22 protein-coding genes are annotated in these 20,538 nt (G+C 64.0%); 16 read left to right on the top strand and 6 right to left on the bottom strand.

The window, feature by feature from the left end; all coding sequences use genetic code 11:
• Nucleotides 1-3: 3 nt before the first annotated feature.
• From rpmD to ACRECS_RS13760, 8 genes are all read left to right on the top strand, one after another.
• Nucleotides 4-207 (top strand): 50S ribosomal protein L30, encoded by a 204-nt coding sequence (gene rpmD, locus ACRECS_RS13795; protein ID WP_431583541.1) that lies wholly within the window; start codon nt 4-6, stop codon nt 205-207.
• 78 nt (nt 208-285) lie between these two features.
• A complete protein-coding gene (rplO, locus tag ACRECS_RS13790; RefSeq protein ID WP_431583540.1) occupies nt 286-828 on the top strand; it encodes a 50S ribosomal protein L15 in 543 nt (180 codons plus the stop codon).
• A 133-nt stretch (nt 829-961) separates the two neighbouring features.
• On the top strand, nt 962-2,308 hold the full coding sequence (gene secY / locus ACRECS_RS13785; protein WP_431583539.1) for a preprotein translocase subunit SecY: 1,347 nt from the start codon (nt 962-964) through the stop codon (nt 2,306-2,308).
• A gap of 33 nt (nt 2,309-2,341) precedes the next feature.
• Nucleotides 2,342-2,992, top strand: a complete 651-nt coding sequence (locus tag ACRECS_RS13780) for an adenylate kinase (RefSeq protein WP_431583538.1) — start codon at nt 2,342-2,344, stop codon at nt 2,990-2,992.
• A 95-nt stretch (nt 2,993-3,087) separates the two neighbouring features.
• On the top strand, nt 3,088-3,663 hold the full coding sequence (locus ACRECS_RS13775; protein WP_431583537.1) for an ATPase: 576 nt from the start codon (nt 3,088-3,090) through the stop codon (nt 3,661-3,663).
• Between the two features lie 120 nt (nt 3,664-3,783).
• Nucleotides 3,784-3,939 carry a hypothetical protein gene (locus ACRECS_RS13770; protein WP_431583536.1) on the top strand — a complete coding sequence of 52 codons (156 nt, stop codon included), beginning with the start codon at nt 3,784-3,786 and terminating at the stop codon, nt 3,937-3,939.
• Nucleotides 3,940-4,044: 105 nt separating this feature from the next.
• Nucleotides 4,045-4,737 carry a response regulator transcription factor gene (locus ACRECS_RS13765; RefSeq protein WP_431583535.1) on the top strand — a complete coding sequence of 231 codons (693 nt, stop codon included), beginning with the start codon at nt 4,045-4,047 and terminating at the stop codon, nt 4,735-4,737.
• The gene (locus ACRECS_RS13760; RefSeq protein ID WP_431583534.1) at nt 4,734-6,080 is read left to right on the top strand and encodes an ATP-binding protein; all 1,347 of its coding nucleotides are present in this window, start codon (nt 4,734-4,736) and stop codon (nt 6,078-6,080) included. Before ACRECS_RS13765 ends, ACRECS_RS13760 begins: the two co-directional genes overlap by 4 nt.
• Here ACRECS_RS13760 and ACRECS_RS13755 read toward each other — a convergent pair.
• Both ACRECS_RS13755 and ACRECS_RS13750 read right to left on the bottom strand, forming a co-directional pair.
• Complete coding sequence (locus tag ACRECS_RS13755; RefSeq protein ID WP_431583533.1) at nt 6,077-6,556, bottom strand: SRPBCC family protein; 480 nt, start codon at nt 6,554-6,556, stop codon at nt 6,077-6,079. The two genes, ACRECS_RS13760 and ACRECS_RS13755, sit on opposite strands and share 4 nt — an antisense overlap.
• A 486-nt stretch (nt 6,557-7,042) precedes the next feature.
• Nucleotides 7,043-7,897 (bottom strand): AraC family transcriptional regulator N-terminal domain-containing protein, encoded by an 855-nt coding sequence (locus ACRECS_RS13750; protein ID WP_431583532.1) that lies wholly within the window; start codon nt 7,895-7,897, stop codon nt 7,043-7,045.
• A gap of 256 nt (nt 7,898-8,153) precedes the next feature.
• Between ACRECS_RS13750 and ACRECS_RS13745 the strand changes: the two genes are divergently transcribed.
• On the top strand, nt 8,154-9,143 hold the full coding sequence (locus tag ACRECS_RS13745) for an aldo/keto reductase (protein WP_431583531.1): 990 nt from the start codon (nt 8,154-8,156) through the stop codon (nt 9,141-9,143).
• A 35-nt stretch (nt 9,144-9,178) separates the two neighbouring features.
• On the opposite strand, the gene bla is transcribed toward ACRECS_RS13745, so the two are convergent.
• Nucleotides 9,179-10,057, bottom strand: coding sequence for a class A beta-lactamase (gene bla / locus ACRECS_RS13740; RefSeq protein ID WP_431583530.1), 879 nt, complete (start codon nt 10,055-10,057; stop codon nt 9,179-9,181).
• 96 nt (nt 10,058-10,153) lie between these two features.
• Here bla and ACRECS_RS13735 point away from each other — a divergent pair, with 96 nt between their 5' ends.
• Nucleotides 10,154-11,026, top strand: a complete 873-nt coding sequence (locus ACRECS_RS13735; RefSeq protein ID WP_431583529.1) for a LysR family transcriptional regulator — start codon at nt 10,154-10,156, stop codon at nt 11,024-11,026.
• A 181-nt stretch (nt 11,027-11,207) separates the two neighbouring features.
• Here ACRECS_RS13735 and ACRECS_RS13730 read toward each other — a convergent pair whose 3' ends face one another.
• From ACRECS_RS13730 to ACRECS_RS13720, 3 genes are read right to left on the bottom strand one after another with little or no spacing between them, the layout of a single operon-like run.
• Nucleotides 11,208-11,891, bottom strand: coding sequence for a hypothetical protein (locus tag ACRECS_RS13730; RefSeq protein WP_431583528.1), 684 nt, complete (start codon nt 11,889-11,891; stop codon nt 11,208-11,210).
• On the bottom strand, nt 11,891-13,195 hold the full coding sequence (locus tag ACRECS_RS13725; RefSeq protein ID WP_431583527.1) for an ABC transporter ATP-binding protein: 1,305 nt from the start codon (nt 13,193-13,195) through the stop codon (nt 11,891-11,893). Before ACRECS_RS13725 ends, ACRECS_RS13730 begins: the two co-directional genes overlap by 1 nt.
• A 44-nt stretch (nt 13,196-13,239) precedes the next feature.
• Nucleotides 13,240-14,988, bottom strand: a complete 1,749-nt coding sequence (locus ACRECS_RS13720; protein WP_431583526.1) for an ABC transporter permease — start codon at nt 14,986-14,988, stop codon at nt 13,240-13,242.
• Between the two features lie 259 nt (nt 14,989-15,247).
• Here ACRECS_RS13720 and ACRECS_RS13715 point away from each other — a divergent pair, with 259 nt between their 5' ends.
• From ACRECS_RS13715 to ACRECS_RS13690, 6 genes are all read left to right on the top strand, one after another.
• On the top strand, nt 15,248-15,481 hold the full coding sequence (locus tag ACRECS_RS13715) for a hypothetical protein (protein WP_431583525.1): 234 nt from the start codon (nt 15,248-15,250) through the stop codon (nt 15,479-15,481).
• Between the two features lie 155 nt (nt 15,482-15,636).
• The gene (rpsM, locus tag ACRECS_RS13710) at nt 15,637-16,005 is read left to right on the top strand and encodes a 30S ribosomal protein S13 (RefSeq protein ID WP_431583524.1); all 369 of its coding nucleotides are present in this window, start codon (nt 15,637-15,639) and stop codon (nt 16,003-16,005) included.
• Between the two features lie 84 nt (nt 16,006-16,089).
• Nucleotides 16,090-16,479: a 30S ribosomal protein S11 gene (gene rpsK / locus ACRECS_RS13705; RefSeq protein ID WP_034161671.1), complete on the top strand. Its 390-nt coding sequence runs from the start codon at nt 16,090-16,092 to the stop codon at nt 16,477-16,479.
• Between the two features lie 95 nt (nt 16,480-16,574).
• On the top strand, nt 16,575-17,639 hold the full coding sequence (locus tag ACRECS_RS13700; protein WP_431583523.1) for a DNA-directed RNA polymerase subunit alpha: 1,065 nt from the start codon (nt 16,575-16,577) through the stop codon (nt 17,637-17,639).
• Between the two features lie 151 nt (nt 17,640-17,790).
• Nucleotides 17,791-18,213: a 50S ribosomal protein L17 gene (rplQ, locus tag ACRECS_RS13695; RefSeq protein WP_187762564.1), complete on the top strand. Its 423-nt coding sequence runs from the start codon at nt 17,791-17,793 to the stop codon at nt 18,211-18,213.
• Between the two features lie 150 nt (nt 18,214-18,363).
• Entirely contained in the window at nt 18,364-20,523 is a 2,160-nt protein-coding gene (locus ACRECS_RS13690; protein ID WP_431583522.1) for a prolyl oligopeptidase family serine peptidase, read from the top strand.
• The last annotated feature ends 15 nt before the right edge of the window (nt 20,524-20,538 follow it).

The raw sequence follows: 20,538 nt of genomic DNA, 5'->3' as shown, positions 1-20,538 counted from the left end.
CAGATGCCGACGAAGAAGAAAGAAGCCGCTGGCGGCACGATCAAGATCACGCAGACCGGTTCGCCGATTCGTCGTGAGAAGGATCAGCGCGCCACGCTGATTGGTCTGGGCCTCAACAAGATGCACAAGACCCGTGAGCTGCAGGACACGCCCGAAGTTCGTGGCATGATCCGCAAGGTGGCGCACATGCTGTCGGTCGAAGGCTGACAATCCTATCCGGCCCTTCCTCGCTAGCGGGGAAGGGCCATTTCCTTAGCGCGACAAAAGCGAAAGCGAGTGCACGACATGAAACTGAACGAACTCCGCGACAACGAAGGTGCCCGTAAGTCCCGCATGCGGGTCGGCCGTGGTATCGGTTCCGGCAAGGGCAAGACCTCGGGCCGTGGTATCAAGGGCCAGACCAGCCGTGAGGGCGTGTCCATCGCCGGCTTCGAAGGCGGCCAGATGCCGCTGCACATGCGCCTGCCGAAGCGCGGCTTCAACAACATCTTCGCCAAGGATTTTGCCGAGGTAAACCTGGGCGCGATCCAGAAGGCGCTCGACGCCGGCAAGATCGAAGCTGGTGCCACGCTTGACCATGCCGCGCTGAAGGCCGCTGGCCTGGCACGTGGCGGCAAAGACGGCGTCCGGCTGCTCGGCAAGGGCGATTTCTCGGCCAAGCTGAACTTCACCGTGGCCGGTGCGTCGAAGGGCGCGATCGAGGCGGTCGAGAAGGCCGGCGGCAAGGTCGAGGTGATTCACGTCGTGCCGGCAGCCGAGAAGGCCGCCGCCAAGAAGGGCGTGAAGTACAAGGAACGCCAGGCTCACAAGGCCTCTTTCAAGGCATAACCGAGCTTTCCCCGGCGATCTGCCGGGGAACATGCTAGGCAAGCCCGCTTGCATGACTATATGAGCGGCGGGGCGGTAAAACGTTTCCCGCCGCTTTTGTTTCCCCGTTTCGTTTTTGGGACGATAAATCATAATGGCATCCGCAGCCGATCAGATGGCCTCCGGCCTCAGCCTGTCGAAGTTCGCGCAGGCGACCGATCTCAAGAAGCGCTTGTGGTTTACGATCGGCGTGCTGATCGTTTTCCGGATGCTCAGCTATGTGCCGCTGCCCGGTATCGATCCCACCGCGCTCCATACGTTGGTGCAGAAGACCAGCGGCGGCGTGCTCGATTTCTTCAACGCGTTCTCGGGCGGCTCGCTGTCGCGCGCCAGCATCATCGCGCTCGGCGTCATGCCTTATATCACCGCCTCGATCGTGGTGCAGCTCGCGACCTCACTGTCGCCGACGCTGGCAGCGATCAAGAAGGACGGCGAAAGCGGACGCAAGCGGCTCAACCAGTACACCCGCTACGGCACGGTCGGCCTGACCGCGGTTCAGGGCTATTTCCTCGCTGTCGGATTCGAGAGCCAGAATGTCGTGGTCGATCCCGGGATGCTGTTTCGCCTCGCGGCGGTGCTGAGCCTGGTCGGCGGCACCATGTTCTTGATGTGGCTGGGTGAGCAGATCACCAGCCGCGGCATCGGCAACGGCATGTCGCTGATCATCATGGCCGGCATCGTCGCCAGCCTGCCGCGTACCCTGGTAAATCTGTTCGAGGGCGGTCGTTCGGGTTCGCTTGATTCGTTCAAGCTGATCGGCATCATCGCCGCGGTGGTGATCCTGGTGCTGTTCATCTGCTTCATGGAGCGTGCGCAGCGGCGCATCCTGATCCAGTATCCCAAGCGACAAACGCAGCGTGGGATGCAGGCGGACCGCAGCCATTTGCCGCTCAAGATCAACACCGCCGGCGTGATCCCGCCGATCTTCGCGTCGTCGCTGCTGCTGATGCCGCTGACCATCTCGCAGTTCGCCGGCCAGCGCGTTGCGGGCGAGAGCACCTGGGGTGACATCATCATCACCCTCAACCAGTATCTCCAGCACGGCAGCCCGGTGTACATGCTGCTGTACGGTGCGGGGATCATCTTCTTCTCGTTCTTCTACACCGCGGTCGTGTTCAACCCGGAAGAGACAGCGGACAATCTGAAGCGCTATGGCGGTTTCATTCCCGGCATCCGCCCGGGCAAGAACACCGAGACCTATTTCGATTATGTGCTGACGCGCATCACCGTGATCGGCGCGGCCTATCTGACGGTCATCTGCCTTTTGCCGGAATATCTGGTTTCGGCGCTATCGATCCCATTCTATCTCGGTGGCACCAGCTTGCTGATTGTGGTCAACGTGACGATGGATACGGTAACGCAGATCCAGAGCCATTTGCTGGCTCATCAATATGGTGACCTGATCAAGAAGGCGAAGCTGAAGGGCGGACGCCTCCGTTAAGACGGGTGATATGAAGTCTAGGGGAGTGCGGCCGTGAATATCATCCTGCTCGGGCCCCCGGGGGCGGGGAAGGGCACGCAGGCGAGCCATCTGGTGGCGGACCGCGGTATGCTTCAACTGTCGACCGGTGACATGCTGCGCGCGGCGCGCGACGCGGGGACGCCGGTCGGCCTCAAGGTCGCCGCGATCATGGCGGCGGGCGAACTCGTCTCCGACGATATCGTCTCGGCATTGATCGACGAGAAGCTGGCGACGATGCCGGCCGACCAGGGCGCGATCTTCGACGGCTATCCGCGCACCGCGGCACAGGCGCATTCGCTTGACGATATTCTCACCAATCATGGCCGCACGCTCGACCATGTGATCGAACTGGAAGTCGATGAGGACGCGCTCGTCGAGCGCATCACCGGCCGCTATACCTGCGCGAAGTGTGGCACCGGCTATCACGACAGCTTCAAGCAGCCCAAGGTGCCGGGCGTGTGCGACGTGTGCGGCTCGACCGAGTTCAAGCGCCGCGCCGACGACAATGAGGAATCGGTCCGTACCCGCATGGTCGAGTACCGCGCCAAGACCGCGCCGATCCTGCCGATCTACGAAGCGCGCGGGCTGGTCCGCCGGGTCGACGGCATGGCCGATATCGAACATGTGACTCAGGCGATCGAAGCGATCCTCGACGGGAAATAGCTTCCAGCACGTCATCCCGCCGATGCGGGATGACGGCAGAGGTTGCGGATCATCGGCGGGGGCATATGATGCGGCGATCCATCGGGGGCCGCCACATGAACCGCTTCGTCCTACTCTCTGCGCTGGCCATTCTGCCGTTCGCCACGCCCGCCGCCGCGGACGTCGTCCAGGCCACGCCCGCCGGGTTCGAGATCAAGCAGGTGGTCACCGTCGACACGCCGATCGCCCAGACCTGGTCCACGCTGATCGCGCCGCAGCGATGGTGGAGCAAGGAGCACACCTATTCGGACGATTCGGCCAATCTCTATCTCGACAGCCAGGCAACCGGCTGCTTCTGCGAACGGCTGAAGGGCACCGATCGGGGCGGGGGCAGCGTCGAGCATGCCCGGATCGTCTATATCGCGCCCGGCCGGATGATCCGGCTGAGCGGCGCGCTCGGCCCGCTTCAGGCCGAAGCGGTGACCGGCACGCTCACCTTCAAGCTCGACCCCGAAGGATCGAACGCGACGCGGGTGACGATGACCTATATCGTCGGCGGCTATGTCCGTGCCGGTGCCGACACGCTGGCGCCCAAGGTCGATGAAGTGCTGGCGGTGCAACTGCTCGGGCTGAAATCCGCCGCCGAATCCATGCCGGCCGCGGAGCCGGAAAAGAAAGAGAAGAAGAAATAGGCCCGGCGCCAATGCTTCATGACGCGCTTTTCATGTGGGCGTCATCGGAAAGCACCGGGTGCACCGGCTAATGTCCTGACTGTGGCTGGCGAGAGCGCCGGCCCGATCAGGAGAAAGCCGATGACCCTCCGCATTCTGCTCCCCGCCGCCGCAATGGCGATGATCGCCATTCCCACCGTCGCGTCGGCCACGACTGCGCACGCCGCGCCGAAACACGCCCATCATGCCAAAGCCACCACCGTCGTCAAATCGAGCACGGTGAAAAAGGCCCACTGATCCGTCACCATATTCCCGGTGGTGTCGGAAGAGCCGGCGGAAGGCGAGGCTTTCCGTCGGCTCGCTTCGTTCGTACAGTCGGGAACAGACATCGGATGCCTGCTCATGACCCGCAAGATTCTCATCGTCGAAGACGACCATGCGACGGCAAGCTATATCGCCAAGGGGCTGGCCGAGGCCGGCTATTCGGTCGAGACCTGTCATGATGGCCGCGACGGCCTGTTCCTGGCCAGCGAAGGCATCTTCGACGTGATCGTCGCCGACCGTATGATGCCGGGGCTCGACGGGCTTGCCATGCTCGCTGCGATCCGTGCCGCGGGGATCTCGACGCCGACTTTGATCCTGTCCGCGCTTGCGACGGTCGACGACCGGATCGATGGGCTGCAGGCCGGCGCGGACGATTATCTGGTCAAACCTTATTCCTTCGCTGAGCTCCATGCCCGGATTGAAGCGCTGCTACGGCGCACCGACCGTGTCGCGTCCGACCAGCAGACCGTGAAGCTGAATGTCGGCGACCTCGAGATCGACCTGCTCGCGCGCAGCGTGTCGCGGCAGGGGCGGACGATCCTGCTCGGCGCGCGCGAGTTCAACCTGCTCGAATATCTTGCCCGCCATGCCGGTCAGGTCGTCACCCGCACGATGATGCTGGAGAAGATCTGGAACTATCATTTCGATCCGGGATCGAATGTGGTCGACGTCCATATCGGGCGGCTGCGGCGCAAGCTTGAGGAGGGCTTTACCGTGCCGATCCTTCACACCGTGCGCGGTGCCGGGTACCGGCTGTCTGTCGACGGGTGACGCGGCTCTCGGTCACTGCGCGCATCGCGCTGCTCGCGATCGCGCTGGCGCTTGTTTCCAACCTCGCCCTGGTCGGGTTCGTCTGGCAGCAGATCCATGACGATGCGGTCGGCGCGTTGCGGCGCAATACGCTCGAACAATCCGATGCGCTGGTGGCAGTATGGCGCGGCGGCGGCATGCCCGCACTGACCCAGGCGATCGAGGTTGCCCGCGCGCCGGGCGATGAATCGCTGATTCTCGCAGTGATCGACCGGTCCGGCCGGCGCATCGCCGGCATCGGGCCCGATCGGGTTACGATCGAGAGCGACGGTACCTCGTTCCAGATCGGCAGGGCCGGGACGTCGGCCCCCTGGTCGGAACGCGATGCCGGCTATGCGATCCGCACGATCGGCGCCAACCGGCTGATCAGCGGCCGTCTTCTTGACGATTGGGAGCAGGAGCAGCGCGACCTGGAGGGCGCGCTGGCGCTCGCCGTCCTGCTGTCGCTGGCGCTCGGCATCGGTGGCGGGCTGGTGGTCGCGCGCTATGTCGGACGCCGGCTCAACGGCGTGGCGAGCGTGATCGAGGGCGTCGCGGACGGTGACCTGTCGCGCCGGGTGGTGACGCTGACCGGCAGCGGCGACCCGTTCGACCGGCTTGCCAGCCAGCTGAACGCGATGCTCGACAAGGTCGAACGGCTGATGGGCGAGCTGCGCCTGGTCACTGACAGCCTCGCGCATGACCTGCGCTCACCGCTGAGCCGGCTGCGCAGCAAGACCGAGGGCGCCGTGCTGATGGAGGACCCGATGCAGCGCGAAGCGGCGCTGGGTGGCCTGATCGCCGAAACCGATATCGTCATGCGTATGCTCACCACGCTGATCGAGATCAGCCGTGCCGAGTCCATTTCACGCGATCGCTTCAGCCCGGTCGATCCAGCCGAGCTGATCGAAGAAATTGCCGAGCTTTACGCGCCGGTCGTCGAGGATGCCGGCATGCGTATGATCGTCGCGCTCGATGCCCGCCCGCCCGCATTGCTCCTCCACCGCGAGCTGATCTCGCAGGCGGTCACCAACCTGGCCGACAACGCGCTGCGCCACGGCGCCGGGGGCGGATCGATCACGCTGCGTGTGTCGGCCGGCGCGGGAGAGGTGCGGCTGCAGGTCGAGGATCATGGCCCCGGCATTGCCGCCGAAGACCGTGCCCAGGCACTGCGCCGGTTCGGCCGGCTCGATAGCGCGCGGACCACACCGGGGGCGGGGCTTGGCCTGACGCTGATCGAAGCGGTGGCGCGGCTGCATGGCGGACGGTTCGAGCTGGGCGACAATGCGCCGGGGCTGATCGCGGCGATTGTGCTGCCCGCCTAAACGCCTTGCAAATAATGCGCCTTTTGCGACGGGTAGTAATCGTCGAATGACGGCCGCGCCGTGCCCTCGCGCGCGGCGACCAGCATGTCGAGATAATATTCCCAGCCCGGCCCGACATCGCCCGCGAGCTTCGGGTCGCTCAGGTAATGTACCAACGACAATTCGGTCGTCTCGTCGATCTGCGTCAACGTCAGCGCGATGCGCCACTCGCCATAATCGTCCTTCATCGCGACGACCAGGCGGCGTGACGCCTCGCATTCCTCGATCGTCAGGTTCGTCCAGGGCTGATCCTTCTCATGGGTCAGCTGCAGCCGCACGACCTTGCCCGGGCCGGCATCGCCTTCCCAACGGCCGAACCAGCGCGCGGTGCTCTCGGACTTCGTCACGCTCGCCCAGACGTCATTGATAGGCGCGCGAAAGGTGCGCGTGAGGATCAGGTCGTTGCCGCGAACATGGCCGGTAGGCTTGGCGCTCATGCCGTCTCCTTTTCCCCGTCGTTGCGTCGCTGTGCACGATCGTCACCCGTAAAGACGGAGGCCGTCTGAGAATTCCGGACGCGTCGCGATCATGGGGTGTCGCGACGCGATGACGGCGCATAATCCGGCCAAAGACATTTGATGCCGGGAGGTGTTTTCCTGGCTGTTTTCGGCGAATGTTAATTTTCTGGCTGTTATGTTGGATTCAAGGCGCGATTCCTCTTTTATTTTCAAGGGGTTGTATATGGCTGGCTGTTAATTCGGAACAGCCAGCTATCAGCCAAGATAACAGCCAGCATAACAGCCAGGAACAGCCAGCAGGCTGGCTGTTAATCCCGGAACAGCCAGTAACGGGCAGATCCAATATCCAACGATGAGAAAGAGCGTGGCGAGGCCCCGGGGGGCAGGGCTTCGCTCCTGACTGTGCTGCCATGATCTTCACAGGCATTGAATCGACATAGCAACAAACAATGCGGCCGCGCTGCGCTACAGCGGCACAGCCGGTTCGAACCGGCGCAGGCCCTTCACGTCGCGCAGCGGCGGCGCGCCGAACAAGCGCCGATATTCGCGGTTGAATTGCGTCGCGCTCTCATAGCCGACCTGGAATGCGGAACTGCTCGCCTCCACGCCCGTCAGCATCAGCCGCCGCGCCTCATGCAGGCGCAGATGCTTTTGATACTGCAGCGGGCTCATCGTCGTGACGTCCTGGAAATGACGATGCAGCGTGGAAATGCCCATGCCCGCCAGATCGGCCAACTGCTCGATCGAGAGCCGCTTCGCGTAGTTCGAGCGCAGCCAGGCAATCGCACGCGCAATACGCTGGCTGGGCGAGCCGAGCCGTACGATCTGCCTCAGCCGATCGCCGCTGGATCCGCTGAGCAGCCGGAACAGCAGTTCGCGCTGGATCAGGTCGCGCATGATCGGGATGTCCTGCGGGCGTTCGATCAGCCGGACCAGGCGTAGCACCGCATCGAACAGATCGGCGGTGATCCGGCCATAGGCCATGCCGGTTTCGACCTGCGGCGCGGCCTCGATCCGGTTCATGTCGATGTCCGCCATCACCTGACGCGCCAGGTCGAGGTCGAGATTGATCAGCATGGCGGTATAGGGTTTTTCCGGGCTCGCATCGTCGATCGTTACGATCGCCGGCATGTCGGCGCAGAAGAGCAGAAAGCTGTCCTCACCATGGGTGAAGCGCTGTTCCCCGACCACCATATGCTTGGAGCCGCGGATGCACAGGCACAGGCTCGGGTCATAAACCAGCGGCGTCGGTGGCACCGGCGCAGTGAGCCGGCCGACATGGAGGCCGGTAACCGGCATTGCCTCTGAATTGTCTCTCATGGAAAATCGGGCAATTATTGCCTCAATTTCGAGACGAGTTTCTGCTTCCCGATCCATAGATTGCACCTGATTTACGAAGGATTTCCTATGATACTCCGTATCGGGCTATGATGGTGCGCGCTTCAGAAAAAATCAATGATGAGAGAAAAAGGCAATTTTTAGGGAGGATCAGGCTGACGGTGCGCACGCTGCGCGGCCTAAAGGTTCACCAGAAGCTGCGGTCGGGCTGCAGCGACAGTGTGAAAGGATAAGAGACATGGCGACCAGCATCATTGAGCGCATCCCAACCGTACAACTGGGCAAGACCGGTCCGGTCGTCGGTATTCAGGGCCTTGGCTGCATGGCGATGGCCACCGGCTATTATGGCGGGCAGGACGATGCCGAGACCTATGCCACGCTTGACCGGGCGCTGGACCTGGGCGTGACCCTATTCGACACGGCCGATGCCTATGGCGACGGCAAGAATGAGGAATTCCTCCGTCCGTTCGTGCGGGCGAACCGTGACCGCATCGTCATCGCAACCAAATTCGGGCTGGTGCACAAGGACGGCGGCGTCGCGATCGACAATCGTCCCGCGCATATCCGTAGTGCCGTCGACGCGTCGCTGCGCCGGTTGGGGATCGACGTCATCGACCTCTATTACATGCATCGCCGCAACCCGGAGATTCCGCTTGCTGACTCGATCGGCGCGATGAGCGACCTGGTGACGGCGGGCAAGGTCCGGTACCTCGGCCTGTCCGAGGTGAACGCGGCGGAATTGCGTGAAGCGCACGCCATTCACCCGATCAGTGCGGTCGAAACCGAATGGTCGCTCTTCTCGCGGGAGGCCGAGAACGAGATCGTGCCGGCTGCGGCCGAACTCGGGGTCGGCTTTGTCCCCTATTCGCCGCTCGGGCGCGGGCAATTGACTGGCGGTCATGATGCCAAAAGCCTGGAGGCAGGCGATGTGCGGCAGGCGATGTCGCGCTTCAGCGACGAGCACCACGCCGCCAACAGCGCCCTGATTGCCGGGATCGGCGATCTCGCGGCAACGCGCGGGGCAACGCCGGCGCAGATCGCGCTTGCCTGGCTGCACCATCAGTCGAAGGTCTTCAACCTTGCCGTCGTGCCCATTCCCGGCACGCGCAAACCCGCCCGGATCGAAGAGAATGTCGGTGGCGCGCATCTCGAACTCAGCGATCGCGAGATGGAGGAACTCAGCCGGCTCGCACAGGCCGTTCGGGGCGACCGCAGCCGGCAGATCTGACCTGATCCGGGCAAGAGGAGGTGTGGCGATCCGCCCTAAAGCCTCGCGATGCTGAGGGCGAGGCGGGCATGGATCGCTTCACCCTCGGCGGTCGAAAGCGGGCTGCCGGTGAGGTAGCTGGTCACCAGCAGCGGCGGGCGCTTCGGCGGCCACAGGATCGCGATGTCATTGGTGGTGCCATGGTCGCCGGTGCCGGTCTTGTCGCCGACCCGCCATGTCGCGGGAAGGCCGGCGCGCAGGCGCCTGTCGCCGGTCCGGTTGTCGATCATCCACTGCGTCAGGCGCGTGCGCGAGGGGTTCGACAGGACGGAGCCGAGCAGGATGCGGTCGAGCAGGCCAAGCGTCGCGAGCGGGGTGGTGGTGTCGCGCGGATCGCCCGGCGTGCAAGTGCCGAGGTCGGGCTCGTAGCGATCGAAGCGAGTCGCCGTGTCGCCGAGCGCGCGGGCGAAGCGAGTCAGGCCGGCCGGGCCGCCGATCACCGGCAACAGCAGATTGGCGGCGGCGTTGTCGCTGTTCGTCATGGTGGCCTCGCACAAGTCGCCAAGCGAGGCGTTGCCGCCGACGCGCGTTTCGCTGAACGGCGAATGGTCGAGAATGTCGCGCGCGCTGACCGACACCTTGTGGTCAAGGCTGGTCCGGCCGCGATCGACATCGCGCAGGATGGCGGCGGCAAGGGGCAGCTTGAAGGTGCTGCACATCGGGAAGCGCTCGTCGCCGCGATGCGCGAAGCGGGCGCCGGTTGCGGTGTCGAGGATCGCAACGCCGAGCCGTCCGCGGCTGGCCGTCTCGCAGGCCTGCACGGCCATGGCCAGAGTCTCTCCGCCCAGCGGTGCGACCTTGTTCCGGGCCGCGGGCAGACTGGTCGACACCAATGTCGCGCCGGTAACGATGAGAAATTTGCGCCTGTCCAACATGATCACCTCCTGAGGCGCCCCGGATATCCGAGGGAAGGGCGTGGCGGCAAAGCATATGATCTCGACAGAAGCATGAATTGAATTCATGGGGAGCGCATGGATCGATCGCGACTGCCGCTGAATGCCCTGCGCTCGTTCGAAGCGGCGGCCCGGCATTTGAGTTTCACCCGCGCGGCGATCGAGCTGTGCGTCAGCCAGGGGGCGATCAGCCATCAGGTCAAGGCGCTGGAGGATTTGCTCGGTACGCCCTTGTTCCGTCGCCTGCCGCGCGGGCTGGCGCTGACCGATGAGGGGCAGGCGCTGATTCCGGTGGTGGCCGATTCCTTCGACCGGGTCGGGGCGATGCTTGACCGGTTTTCCGAAGGGCGATTCCAGGAAGTGCTGACGATCGGCGCGGTGGGGACGTTCGCGACCGGCTGGCTGCTTGGCCGGCTGCCGGATTTTCTCCAGGCGCATCCTGAGATCGACTTGCGGCTGATGACCAACAACAATCGGGTCGACCTTGCCGGCGAAGGGCTCGATATGGCGATCCGCTTTGGCGAGGGCGCGTGGCACGGCACCCATGCCGAGCGGATCATGGCGGCGCCGATGACGCCACTGTGCGCGCCGGGCGTCGCGGTGCGGCTGAGTGATGCCGCCGACCTGGTCCGCGAACCCCGGCTGCGCTCCTATCGCGCCGACGAATGGCCGCGCTGGTTCGCGGCCGCCGGGCTGCCGCCGCCGGGGATGCGCGGGATCGTGTTCGACACGTCGCTGGCGGCGGCCGCAGCCGCTGTGTCGGGTGTCGGCGTGGCGCTGTTGCCGTCGGCGATGTTCGCACGCGAACTCTCGGCCGAGCAACTTGTCCGGCCCTTCGCGTGCGAGGTCGATGTGGGGCAATATTGGCTGACCCGGCTGCAGTCGCGCGCCGACAGCCCGGCGATGACTGCCTTTCGGCGCTGGATTGTGGCGGCGGCCGGGGAGGATTGAGGTTGCCGGCCGGGCTGGCTGTTTGGATATCCTCTCTACGCCTCTGTCTTCTTCCCCGGCGAAAGCCGGGGCCCAGTTGGAAGATAGAAGGTAACGGGCGCAGCGCGTCACCGCAGACGTTCCTCGACTGGGCCTCGGCCTTCGCCGGGGAAGCAATTGAAAGTTACTGAGACAAACCCCTTTATCGCCTCAGCGTCACCCCAAAGGTGATCGCAATAGGCGTCGTACCATCGACATAGCGACCGACCAGCAAGTCGATATCGATCCGGCCTTTGCCCGTAGTCCAGCGCACACCGGTCTGGCCGCCAGCCTTGCCCCGATCCCGGGTGAAGGTTTCGGCCATCAGGCTCAGCGACGGTTTCAGCGCAACCATCATCTGGCCGCCGACGAACAGATCGGCACGGTGGCCGGCCCGCGACCATTGCCAGCCGCTGTTGAGGTTCAGCGTCACCTGCCGGTCGACCGGAATGGTGACCGGCACGATCAGCGACACTTCGTGGAAATGACCGCGATCGACCTGATAGGCGGCGCTGGTCGCGATGCCGAGGCCGAGGCCGCGTGTTGCGGAGCGCAGCTCGATCTTCGGTGACAGGCCGACCAGCGTGTCGTGCGATTCCGGCGACCAGCCATGGGTGACGAACCCGCCAAGCTCGAGATTGGGCCAGGCTTTGCGGGTGCAGGCCGGCGCGCTGTTGATCAGCCGGCCGTCACCGCTGCTCAGCGTGACCCAGCTTTCGAGATGGCAGGTGCCGGGCGTTTCCACGCCCGAGCCGTCGATCACATGTGCGCCGCCATCGGCCAAGGCCGGGCTGGCGGCGAGCAGTGCGGTGGACAGGGCGGCGACGGCGAGACGCAGCCAGCGCATCAGCTTGGATCGTCAAGGCTGAATTGATCGGCATCCTCGTCATAGGCGAAGATTTCGGCATAGCGGCCCCAATGCGTCACCGTGCCTAATGTCTCGGCGGCATAATCCGGCGACATATGATCCTCCAGCTCATCGCGGAAGCGGCGGGCCGGCGCGACATGGTTGGCACGCTCGTCAAGGATGCGGCGGATATGATGCGCCAGCGGGACATGAGCGAGCAGAGCCTGGGCGAAGATCGCCTTGCGCGCATCGACATCGGCCTGAGCATAGCGCCGCGCCGCCGGGGTCAGTGCGATGTCGGCGCCGGTCAGTTCGGCGAAACGCATCAGCTGCAGCGTTTCCGCCATCGGGAACAGCTGATCCACCTCGAGCTGCAGCTGATCGGCGAGGTCTGCCATGCTGGCGCGCCCGTCATACGGGGCGGAATCGACCTCCTCGATCAGGCCGGCGAGCGCATTGGTCGACACGCGCGGTAGCACCATGGTGATGCCGCTGCCCGGGAACAGCCCGTCATTCGGCGATGTCGGGGCGGCGCGTGCCGTCATCAGCGCATAGATGTCGTCGACCAGTGCGCGGAACGCCGGATCGTCCCGGTCGCGCGGCTGCGGCAGATCGACCTTGATTTCGGCCGCCACCCGGCCGGGATTGGACGAGAAGACGAGGATGCGGTCGCACATCAGCACGGCCTCCTCGATATTATGAGTGACGATCAGGATCGACTTGATCGGCATCCGCCCTTCGGACCAGAGGTCGAGCAGATCGGTGCGCAGCGTTTCAGCGGTGAGCACATCAAGCGCGGAGAAGGGCTCGTCCATCAGCAGCAATGACGGATCGACCACCAGCGCACGGGCCAGGCCGACGCGCTGGCGCATCCCGCCCGACAGCTCCTTTGGATAGGCATTCTCGAAGCCGTCGAGGCCGATCAGATCGATCGCGGCGAGCGCACGGGTGCGGCGCTGTTCGGCCGGCACGCGCTGCGCCTCCAGGCCAAGTTCGACATTCTGCAGTACGGTGAGCCACGGGAACAGCGCGAAGGTCTGGAACACCATGCTGACGCTGGGCGCCTGGCCGTCCATGCCGGGCACGAACTGCACATCGCCCTCGGTCGGCGCGATCAGGCCGGCGATCGAGCGCAGCAAGGTGGATTTGCCCGAGCCGGAGCGGCCGAGCAGGCCGACGATTTCATTTTCATTGAGGGTCAGGTCGACATTGTCGAGCACCAGCATTTGCCCATGCCCCTTGCCGTAATGATGGCGCAGGCCGGAAACGGTGACGAGCGGACGGATATCAGCGATGGTGGCCATGGTCAGGCTCCTTTTCGGGTGTCAGTTCAGATTTTCAGAAGGGGTCAGGCGAGGCGCAGGCGGCGCTCGGCAAAAGTGTAAAGCGGTCGCCAGAGCAGCCGGTTGAAGGCGATCACGAAGATCGACATGACCGCGATACCGAGCGCGACGCGGGGATAATCCCCGGCGGCGGTGGCATCGGCGATGAAGGCGCCAAGCCCCGATGCGGTGAGCTTCTCATTGCCCCAGGAGACTGCCTCGGCGACGATGCTGGCGTTCCATGAGCCGCCCGACGCGGTAAGGGCGCCGGTGACATAATAGGGGAAGATCCCCGGCAGCGCGACTTGCCGCCACCATTGCCAGCCCCTGATGCCGAAGATGTCGGCGGCTTTGCGCAGGTCGGTCGGGATCGCGCTGGCGCCGGCGATCACGTTGAACAGGATGTACCACTGCGTGCCCAGCACCATCAGCGGCGACAGCCAGATATCCGGGCTGAGCTTCCAGTGCACGATCGCGATCACCGCGAACGGGAAAAGGACATTGGCCGGGAAAGCCGCGAGGAACTGCGCGACCGGCTGGAGCCGCTCGGCCCATTTCGGGCGCAGGCCGATCCACACGCCGATCGGGACCCAGATGAGGCTGGCAATGGCGATCAGCGCGAGAACGCGGGCCATGGTCAGGCAGGCCAGGCCGAACACGGTGACCGCATCCTCCCAGTGCAGCGTGCGCGCCACATAAGTGGCGATGGTCCAGACCGCGAAGAGCGAGGCGATGGCGAGCAGGGCAGTCCAGACCAGATTGCCGATCCGGCTGCCGGTGCGGTCGCGGTTGGCCACCGGACGTGCCGGACGGCCGCGGTCGAACCTGATCAGCATCTGGCCGATCATGGTCACCGGGGCGAACAGCACGGGCAGCAATCTGGTGCGGCGGAACAGGTCATAGGCCCAGGAGCGCGGCCGGTCGCTGCTGGCGGTCTGTTCGAAGCGGAAGCGGTCGGCCCAGGCGACCACCGGGCGGAAGACGAGCTGATCGTAAAGCAGGATCACCACTGCCATCGCGCCGACCGCCCAGCCGATGCTGACGAAATCACGGTGCTCGATCGCGATCGCGAGCCAGGAACCGATGCCGGGCAAGGTGACCGTGGTGTTGCCGACCGTGATCGCTTCCGATGCGACGACGAAGAACCAGCCGCCCGACATCGACATCATGGCGTTCCACACCAGAGCCGGGGTGGCGAACGGCAATTCCAGCCGCAGGAAGCGGCGCAGTGGCGACAGGCCGAAGCCACGCGATACCTCTTCGAGATCGGACGGGATCGAACGCAGCGACTGGTAGAAGCTGAACGCCATGTTCCAGGCCTGGCTGGTGAAGATGGCGAAGACCGCGGCGCATTCGACGCCGAGCTGCTGGCCCGGGAACAGGCCCATGAAGAAGGTGACGGTGAAGGTGAGGAAGCCGAGGATCGGCACGGACTGGAGAATGTCCAGCGCGGGCACGATGATCTGCTCGGCGCGCCGGCTGCGTGCCGCCAGGGTGGCGATGACCAGGGTGAAGATCAGCGACGCGCCGAGCGCCGCGAACATGCGCAGCGTGGTGCGCAGCGCATAGCCGGGCAGGTTCCACGGATCGAGCGTCACCGGCGCGGTACGCAACTGCGACAGCGGTTCGGCAACGCCTTCCGCACCGCGGATGACCAGCACCGACAATCCCGCCAGCAGCAGGAAGGCGATCACGTCGGCGCGGTTCGGCCGCGTCAGGCGCAGGATGCGCGAGAAGGGGCGTACGCCCCGGGCAAATGGGGGTAGTGTGTTCATGTCTCACCTCATCGAATGCCGCTGGCGGCACCCGGGGCGAGACTGATCGGATCAGGCTCGGTCGGAGACCGCCAGCAGCATTGGCAATCGACTACTGTCGCTTGGCATTGTCCGTTTGCTTTCCTGATCGTCAGCGAATCGGGCTGACTGGCGGCCGACTGCTCCCGCAGTGCAGCATTGTCAAGCGACCGCGGCCTGCCGGTCCGACTACCGGCGTTCCCGGCTGGCGCGGCACAGTCAAACGCGGCATAGGCCGGCGGTGGATTTGCTCACCGCCTTCGGCCTGTTCGCCGTCATCGTCATGCTGATCTGCTATATGCTGGAAGGGCGGAGCCCATGGTGGACGCTGGGCTTTGCCGCGGGGTGTGCGCTGGGTTCGGCCTATGGTTTTCTCCAGGGCGCATGGCCGTTCGGGCTGGTCGAGGGCGTCTGGGCGCTGGTCGCGCTGAAAAAATGGTGGTCGATCCATCAGAAGCGGGAACCTGCCGGTTGACTCCGCGTTTGCGCGCGCTTATCTGGCCCTATTCCGAAACCCCGGTTTCCCGGCGGCGCTTGTCTGCGCTCGCCGCTATCGTGCGTTTCGGAACGTTTAACGCTATGAGATGGGGTGACTGCCATGTCGCCCTGTGGAGCAGGAGAATTTAGTTCATGGCTCGTATCGCCGGGGTCAATATCCCGACCAACAAGCGCGTTGTTATCGCGCTCACCTATATCCACGGCATTGGCAACACCAAGGCCAAGGCAATTGTCGAAAAGCTGGGCATCGCTTCCGAGCGCCGCGTCCAGGACCTGACCGATCAGGAAGTGCTGCAGATTCGCGAGACGATCGACGCCGATCACACCGTTGAGGGTGATCTCCGTCGCGAAGTCGCGATGAACATCAAGCGCCTGATGGATCTGGCCTGCTATCGCGGCCTGCGTCATCGCAAGGGCCTCCCGGTCCGCGGCCAGCGCACGCATACCAATGCGCGCACCCGCAAGGGCAAGGCCAAGCCGATCGCCGGCAAGAAGAAGTAAATCGTCCGGGGGATGATTTACGCCGCCGGTGGCAGCGCTCCGCAAGGACCTCGCCGGCGTCAGCTTTAGGGTTAGGAAGATATAATGGCACGCGAACCTCAGCGCATTAAGCGGCGTGAGCGCAAGAACATCACTTCGGGCGTCGCCCATGTGAATGCGAGCTTCAACAATACCATGATCACGATCACGGATGCCCAGGGCAACGCGATTTCGTGGTCGTCGGCCGGCATGATGGGCTTCAAGGGCTCACGCAAGTCGACTCCCTATGCGGCGCAGGTCGCAGCGGAAGATGCCGGCAAGAAGGCCGCCGAGCACGGCGTCCGTACGCTCGAAGTGGAAGTAAAGGGTCCGGGTTCGGGTCGTGAGTCGGCGCTTCGCGCGCTGCAGGCGGTTGGTTTCCAGATCACTTCGATCCGCGACGTGACCTCGATCCCGCACAACGGCGTTCGCCCGTCCAAGCGCCGCCGCGTCTGACTTTTGTCTCGACCGCGCGCGGTTGATCGCGCCGCGCGGCCGATTCTCTCATGGCCGAAGCTCCCCCGCTTCGGTCCAAAACCAAGGGGAAGCCCATGTCCGTCAATGCGAAAAATTGGCAGGAACTCAAGAAGCCCAACGGTCTCGAGAAAAAGGCCGGTGGTGATTCGAAGCGCAAGGCGACCTTCGTCGCCGAGCCGCTCGAGCGTGGTTTCGGCCTGACGCTCGGTAACGCGCTGCGGCGCGTTTTGCTGTCCTCGCTGCAGGGCGCGGCGGTGACCTCGATCAAGATCGAGAATGTCCTTCACGAATTCTCGTCGCTGGCGGGTGTCCGTGAGGACGTGACCGACATCGTCTTGAACGTGAAGCAGATTGCGCTTCGCATGCAGGGCGAAGGCCCGAAGCGCCTCCAGCTCTCCGCGACCGGCCCGGCCGACGTGAAGGCCGGCGACATCGCGGTGTCGGGCGATATCGAAGTGCTCAACCCCGATTTGCTGATCTGCCATCTCGACGAGGGCGCGACGCTCAACATGGAACTGACCGCGGATGTCGGTAAGGGCTATGTCGCGGCGGTCGCCAACCGTCCGGCGGACGCGCCGATCGGCCTGATCCCGGTCGATGCGCTCTACTCGCCGGTCAAGCAGGTTAGCTACAAGGTCGAGAATACCCGCGTTGGGCAGGAACTCGATTACGACAAGCTGACCCTGACGATCGAGACCGACGGCACGGTGACTCCTGAGGACGCAGTGGCCTATGCCGGCCGCATCCTGCAGGACCAGCTCGCACTGTTCGTCCACTTCGACGATTCGGCGATGACCCGCTCTGCCCCGATCGGCCATGCGGCGCCGGCGGCGACCGGCGACTCCTCGGGCGACACGCAGCAGATCAACCGTTACCTGCTCAAGAAGGTCGACGAGCTCGAACTGTCAGTGCGTTCGGCGAACTGCCTGAAGAACGACAACATCATCTATATCGGCGATCTGGTTCAGAAGACCGAAGCGGAGATGTTGCGCACGCCGAATTTCGGCCGCAAGTCCTTGAACGAGATCAAGGAAGTGCTGTCGAGCATGGGTCTGCGTCTCGGCATGGAAATCCCGGGCTGGCCGCCTGAGAATATCGAAGAGATGGCCAAGAAGCTCGAACAGGAAATCATGGGCTAAGCGGTTTCGGCCCGGACTTGCGGGTTCGGGCCGGACGCCCCTCATGGAGATCCCTGCTTGTGCTGGGATGACGGCAAATTGGGTGGGCTCACCGTCCCCACCTGGTCTGGGGTTCCGTGAAACGGCCCCTTAACGAACGAAGGATGAAATCATGCGTCATGGTGTTGGCGGTCGTAAACTTTCGCGGACTTCGGCCCACCGCATCGCGCTGTTCCGCAACATGTCGGCAGCGTTGATCAAGCACGAGCAGATCACGACCACGGTCGCGAAAGCCAAGGAGCTTCGCCCCTATGTCGAGAAGCTGATCACGCTGGCGAAGAAGGGTGGCCTGTCCAACCGTCGCCTCGCGCATGCCCGTCTGCTCGACGATGCGCAGCTGCAGAAGCTGTTTGACGTGCTGGCGGCGCGCTATGCCGATCGCAACGGCGGCTATACCCGCATCATCAAGGCCGGCATCCGTGCATCGGACGCAGCGCCGATCGCGATCATCGAGTTCGTCGACCGCGACGTCAGCGCCAAGGGCCAGGATTCGGGTCCGGTGATCACCGACGAGGATTATGATCAGGCCGCCTGATCTGCGTTCTCGACCGCAAAATTGAACAGGGGCTCCGCGAAAGCGGGGCCCCTTTCATTTGTGCTGGCCGGATTAGGCCTGAATGCCGGGGTTGAGTGATGTCCGATGGCTGATAGGGTGCCGTCATCCAGTCCTTCCCGGGAGCTCTCCATGCGCCGTGCGCTACTCACGCTTTTGCCGCTTCTCTTCACCACGCCGGTCTTTGCCGCCGGCCAGACCACGGAAACCGCTGCCCCCATGCCGAAGCTGACCTATCCCGAAACCCGCAAGGTCGATCAGGTCGATGAGCAGTTCGGTGTGAAGGTTGCCGATCCCTATCGCTGGCTCGAAAATGACGTGCGCACCGATCCCGAGGTCGCCGCGTGGGTCGCCGCCGAGAACAAGGTCACCAGTGCCTATCTCGCGACCTTGCCCGGTCGCGACATCTTCAAAGCGCGCCTGAAGCAGCTGACGGATTATGAGCGCTTCAGCCTGCCGCACAAAAAGGGCGGGCGCTATTTCTACAACCATAATAGCGGTTTGCAGAATCAGGCGGTGCTATTCGTCCGCGACGGCGTGAACGGCGAGGGGCGGGCCCTGATCGATCCCAATAGCTGGTCGAAGGATGGTGCGACCGCGCTCGGCGAGTGGGTGCCGTCGGAGGACGGCAGCAAGCTGCTCTATTCGATCCAGGATGGCGGCACCGACTGGCGCACCCTCAAGGTTATCGACGTTGCGACCGGCGCGATTGCGAGCGACACGATCGAATGGGTGAAATTCTCCAACTTCGCCTGGGCGAAGGATGGATCGGGCTTCTATTATTCGCGCTTCCCCGAGGCGACAGGAGAAAAGAAATTCCAGGCGCTGAACGAAAACCAGAAGGTCTATTTCCACAAGCTCGGCACCGCGCAAAACACCGATAAACTGATCTACGCGACGCCCGAAACTCCCAGGCGCAACCATCAGGTGCAGGTCACCGACGACGGCAAATGGCTGGTCATCACGACCACCGAAGGGACCGACAACCGCTTCGAGATCACGGTCATCGACCTGACCGCGCCCAGGCCCGCCCCGCGCACGATCTTCAAGGGGCTGGAGAATGAATGGAGCTATGCCGGCAATCAGGGCTTCAATTTCTTCTGGGTGACCAACAAGGATGCGCCGCGCTCGCGGATCGTATCGACCAATCTCGCCGCGCGTTCGGCGGTGCCGCCGATCCATGAGATCGTACCGCAGGATAAGGCCGTGCTTGACGGCGCGGCGATCGTCGGCGGCAAGCTGATCGCGACCTATCTTGCCGATGTGAAGACCGAAGTTCGTCGCTACGCGCTGGACGGCAAGCCTGACGGCACGGTGACCCTGCCCGGCATCGGCACCGCGGCCGGGTTCGGCGGCGAGCCCGACGATCCCGAAACCTTTTATTCCTTCACCAGTTTCGCCACGCCGACCACGATCTACCGTTATGATATGAAGACTGGCCAATCCACGCCCTGGGCCGCGCCCAAGGTCGCGTTCGACCCGTCGCTCTATGACGTGTCGCAGCGTTTCTATGCCTCCAAGGACGGCACCCGCGTGCCGATGTTCGTGGTACGCCGCAAGGATGTGACGGGGCCGGCGCCAACCCTGCTCTACGCCTATGGCGGCTTCAACATCTCGATGATGCCGGCCTTTTCCGCGTCGCGAATCGCGTGGGTCGAACAGGGCGGCGTGCTGGCCGTGGCAAATATTCGCGGCGGCGGCGAATATGGCAAGGAATGGCATGACGGCGGGCGCCTGGCCCATAAGCAGAATGTGTTCGATGATTTCATCGCCGCAGGCGAATATCTGAAGGCCCAGGGCATCACGTCAAAGGATGGGCTGGCGATCCAGGGCGGCTCCAATGGCGGCTTGCTGGTCGGCGCGGTGACCAATCAGCGGCCCGATCTGTTCCAGGCGGCGCTGCCTGCGGTCGGCGTGATGGACATGCTGCGCTTCGACCGCTGGACCGCCGGGCGCTACTGGGTCGACGATTATGGCTATCCGTCGAAAGAGGCCGATTTCCGGACGCTCTACACCTATTCGCCCTATCACAATGTGAAGGGCGGCAAGGCGTATCCGGCAATTCTGGTGGCGACCGCGGACACCGACGATCGCGTGGTGCCGGGACATAGCTTCAAATATACCGCCGCCCTGCAGGCTGCCGATATCGGCGACCGGCCGCATCTCGCCCGGATCGAAACCCGTGCCGGCCATGGCAGCGGCAAGCCGACCGACAAGATCATCGAGGAGGCCGCCGACAATTGGGCGTTCGCGGCGAAATGGACTGGATTGACGGTTAAGCCGTTGCAATAATCGTCGTCACGCCGC

The organism is Sphingomonas sp. (genome assembly GCF_050725575.1).
In the GTDB taxonomy this organism is placed as follows: Bacteria; Pseudomonadota; Alphaproteobacteria; order Sphingomonadales; family Sphingomonadaceae; genus Sphingomonas.
Note: the sequence above shows the minus strand (reverse complement) of the source record. Positions and strands in the feature narration are given on the sequence as shown.

What these genes read in the sequence shown, in the direction of transcription:
- rpmD (WP_431583541.1), top strand. Translation starts at nt 4, where the DNA reads ATGCCGACGAAGAAGAAAGAAGCCGCTGGCGGCACGATCAAGATCACG.
- rplO (WP_431583540.1), top strand. Translation starts at nt 286, where the DNA reads ATGAAACTGAACGAACTCCGCGACAACGAAGGTGCCCGTAAGTCCCGC.
- secY (WP_431583539.1), top strand. Translation starts at nt 962, where the DNA reads ATGGCATCCGCAGCCGATCAGATGGCCTCCGGCCTCAGCCTGTCGAAG.
- ACRECS_RS13775 (WP_431583537.1), top strand. Translation starts at nt 3,088, where the DNA reads ATGAACCGCTTCGTCCTACTCTCTGCGCTGGCCATTCTGCCGTTCGCC.
- ACRECS_RS13770 (WP_431583536.1), top strand. Translation starts at nt 3,784, where the DNA reads ATGACCCTCCGCATTCTGCTCCCCGCCGCCGCAATGGCGATGATCGCC.
- ACRECS_RS13765 (WP_431583535.1), top strand. Translation starts at nt 4,045, where the DNA reads ATGACCCGCAAGATTCTCATCGTCGAAGACGACCATGCGACGGCAAGC.
- ACRECS_RS13755 (WP_431583533.1), bottom strand. Translation starts at nt 6,556, where the DNA reads ATGAGCGCCAAGCCTACCGGCCATGTTCGCGGCAACGACCTGATCCTC.
- ACRECS_RS13750 (WP_431583532.1), bottom strand. Translation starts at nt 7,897, where the DNA reads ATGAGAGACAATTCAGAGGCAATGCCGGTTACCGGCCTCCATGTCGGC.
- ACRECS_RS13745 (WP_431583531.1), top strand. Translation starts at nt 8,154, where the DNA reads ATGGCGACCAGCATCATTGAGCGCATCCCAACCGTACAACTGGGCAAG.
- bla (WP_431583530.1), bottom strand. Translation starts at nt 10,057, where the DNA reads ATGTTGGACAGGCGCAAATTTCTCATCGTTACCGGCGCGACATTGGTG.
- ACRECS_RS13735 (WP_431583529.1), top strand. Translation starts at nt 10,154, where the DNA reads ATGGATCGATCGCGACTGCCGCTGAATGCCCTGCGCTCGTTCGAAGCG.
- ACRECS_RS13730 (WP_431583528.1), bottom strand. Translation starts at nt 11,891, where the DNA reads ATGCGCTGGCTGCGTCTCGCCGTCGCCGCCCTGTCCACCGCACTGCTC.
- ACRECS_RS13725 (WP_431583527.1), bottom strand. Translation starts at nt 13,195, where the DNA reads ATGGCCACCATCGCTGATATCCGTCCGCTCGTCACCGTTTCCGGCCTG.
- ACRECS_RS13720 (WP_431583526.1), bottom strand. Translation starts at nt 14,988, where the DNA reads ATGAACACACTACCCCCATTTGCCCGGGGCGTACGCCCCTTCTCGCGC.
- rpsM (WP_431583524.1), top strand. Translation starts at nt 15,637, where the DNA reads ATGGCTCGTATCGCCGGGGTCAATATCCCGACCAACAAGCGCGTTGTT.
- rpsK (WP_034161671.1), top strand. Translation starts at nt 16,090, where the DNA reads ATGGCACGCGAACCTCAGCGCATTAAGCGGCGTGAGCGCAAGAACATC.
- ACRECS_RS13700 (WP_431583523.1), top strand. Translation starts at nt 16,575, where the DNA reads ATGTCCGTCAATGCGAAAAATTGGCAGGAACTCAAGAAGCCCAACGGT.
- rplQ (WP_187762564.1), top strand. Translation starts at nt 17,791, where the DNA reads ATGCGTCATGGTGTTGGCGGTCGTAAACTTTCGCGGACTTCGGCCCAC.
- ACRECS_RS13690 (WP_431583522.1), top strand. Translation starts at nt 18,364, where the DNA reads ATGCGCCGTGCGCTACTCACGCTTTTGCCGCTTCTCTTCACCACGCCG.